Annotated in this window: 3 protein-coding genes; all 3 read left to right on the forward strand. The window is 40.8% G+C overall.

What is annotated here, in order from left to right:
• Positions 1–122: 122 nt before the first annotated feature.
• From istA to J2Z37_RS25195, 3 genes are read left to right on the forward strand one after another with little or no spacing between them, the layout of a single operon-like run.
• Complete coding sequence (istA, locus tag J2Z37_RS25185) at positions 123–1,595, forward strand: IS21 family transposase (RefSeq protein ID WP_209813080.1); 1,473 nt, start codon at positions 123–125, stop codon at positions 1,593–1,595.
• Positions 1,592–2,347, forward strand: coding sequence for an IS21-like element helper ATPase IstB (gene istB, locus J2Z37_RS25190; protein ID WP_209813081.1), 756 nt, complete (start codon positions 1,592–1,594; stop codon positions 2,345–2,347). The genes istA and istB overlap by 4 nt, the downstream gene beginning before the upstream one ends.
• Before the next feature lies 1 nt (position 2,348).
• Positions 2,349–2,615 (forward strand): hypothetical protein, encoded by a 267-nt coding sequence (locus tag J2Z37_RS25195; protein WP_209813082.1) that lies wholly within the window; start codon positions 2,349–2,351, stop codon positions 2,613–2,615.
• Positions 2,616–2,796 lie beyond the last annotated feature (181 nt).

Raw genomic sequence — 2,796 nt, forward strand, 5'->3', positions numbered from 1 at the left:
TATGAATGCTAGTTTAATAGTAGGCCATTATTAAGCAAAACGCTGAGAAAAAAGTAGACCACCTTATACCAAAACTTCTGTAAAATCAGTTTCGACAGAATTTTACAGGAGGCAGAGAAAGGATGATCATCGAGGTGGAGATGTACGAGAAAATTAGAAACCTTTACGTACATGAAAGAAAATCTCAGCGTGAAATTGCAAGGCTGCTTGGCATTTCTCGAACCACGGTAAAAAAGTATTGTGATGGTTCCCAGGTCCCTTGGGAACGCAAAGGTACTAGTGGTAGAACCCCGTATGTTGTTACCGATGATGTACTAAATTTTATTAAATCTTGTTTAGTAGATGATGAAACTGAAAACATCAAAAAACAAAAACACACAGCACGTAGGATCTTTGATCGTTTAGTTGAAGAACATGGCTTTGAGGGCGGAGAATCGACCATTCGGCAGATCGTCGCAGACCTCCGTCAAAAGGCACCCAAGACATTCGTCCCCCTTAGCTATGACCCAGCTGAAGCTGTCCAGATCGACTGGGGTGAAGCCACCATCTACCTTCAGGGGAAGAAGGAAAAAGTGAACCTATTCTGTATGAGACAATGCTACAGTGCAGATATGTTTGTTAAAGCCTTCAATAGGCAAAATGAAGAAAGCTTTTTAGAAGGGATCATCAATGGCTTTGAACACTTTGACGGGGTTCCTGCTAGAGTAATCTTTGACAATGCGAAGGTAGCAGTCAAAGAGGGATTTGGTTCACACGCCAAGGCACAGGAACGCTACAAAGTTTTAGCTGCCCATTATGCTTTTCAAACTGAATTCTGCAATATTGCTGCCGGCCACGAAAAAGGTCTGGTTGAGGGGCTTGTGGGCTGGATTCGACGTAATGTTCTTGTCCCTATCCCTAAAGTGGACAGCATGAATGAATTAAATGAAGCATTGCTTAAACGGTGCTTGAAATACCGGTCCCATAAGATTGACGGAAGAAAACAAACCGTTGCTCAGATGGTTGAAATGGAAAGAACCCGGTTGACTTCCTTGCCCAAGTATCGCTTTGACACCAGCCGAAGTGTTACAGCTAAGGTAGATGAATTTTCAACTATCAAGTTTGACTACAATCATTATTCTGTCCCGGTGGCTTATGTGAACAAAGACGTAAGCGTCAAAGGCTATGGCAATCATATCATCATTATTCATAAGCAATCCCAAATTGCCGAGTATCTCCGATGCTACTCACGCGGTGAGGCGAAGTATCAGCTCGAACATTACATAGATCTCATTGAGCGCAAACCTCGCAGCGTGTTCAATGCTAAGCCGGTAAAAAACACAGTTTCCTCCACTCTGATGGAGATTGGGAAACGTCTTTCAGGCCCAAAAGAGATGGTGAAGCTATTACGTCTATGCGTTGACTTTGGGGAGGAAAAGGTCATTGCGGCGGCCAACCAATGCCTTAAGAAGGATCAAATTTCACTCGAGCAAATCATGGCCTATCTGAATCCCATTCCCCCTGCAAATCCGGTTCAACTCTTAAACGAAATAAAAGTAAACCATACCGGATTGGCTCAGTATGACAAACTGCTCAAGGGAGATGTTGCGATATGAGTGAGATTAATCCTACAAGGGAAGCAATTAAGTTATATGCTAAGCAATTAAAAACACCCTCCTTCACCCAGTATGAAGATATTATTCGTCAGCTTGAAGCAGGACAACACTATGAGCATTTTCTTCGAGATCTTATGAAGAGAGAAGTTCTCCAAAGACAAGAAAACCAGCAAAAACGCAAAATCAAGGCGGCCAAATTCCCTTTTCCCAAGACACTAGATGAGTTCGACTTTAACCGACTACAACAAGTATCCAGTGCTACAATATGGGAATTGGCTTCCGGTGATTTCATTAAAAATCGGCAAAATATCGTCATGATTGGCAATCCGGGAGCAGGCAAAACCCATCTTTCCATCGGTCTTGGTATGAGGGCGTGTCAAGCTGGATTTACCGTTAAGTTCTATACTGCTGCTAATCTAGCTATGGAATTATCTGAAGCTTTACAGTTTAATAGACTGTCAAAGTTTGAGAAAAATCTATCCAAAGTCGATCTCTTAATCCTGGATGAACTCTCTTATCTTACCTTTAATCGGCATCAATCTGAATTGCTATTCCAAGTCATTTCGGAACGATCTGAACGGGCTAGTATCATCGTAACTACCAATCTTGAGTTTTCAAGGTGGACGGAGTTATTTGAAAATGAAATCATGGTGTCTGCACTTATTGATCGGATTACATTTCGTTCCCATATCCTCAATATGAATGTTGATGATTCGTATCGATTACTACAAACTATACAAGGAGGTCATTAATATGGAAGCAAAGGAATCTATGTTTGATGATGAAACAATTGAAATGGCTACAGAAATGGAAGCTGTTGACCTCATCGTCAAACTGCTAAGCTACACTCAAACACTAGAAGAAACCATCATAGGGCTTAGAAAAGAGGTCAATGGGTTAACTCCCCCTCATAGACCATCACCTTATTTCGATCTTCATAGTGATTTATATGAGGTATTTGATGAACATCCCGCCTATGAAAGATATCGAGATATTATAGAGAAATTGATTAAATACTAGAATAATTATCTATGGACATGTGCATCTGTAAGAAGACACAATCCTCTTGCAGGTGCATACATTTTTCTTTTAGTGGTCTACTTTACTTTCAGCGTTTTTATAAAAATGGTCTATTATTTTTCCATCACTAGTGGCCTACTATTTTCTCAGCACGTGGTCTACTTTTTTATTGACATTCGCA

Source organism: Ammoniphilus resinae (genome assembly GCF_017873965.1).
GTDB lineage: Bacteria > Bacillota > Bacilli > Aneurinibacillales > RAOX-1 > Ammoniphilus_A > Ammoniphilus_A resinae.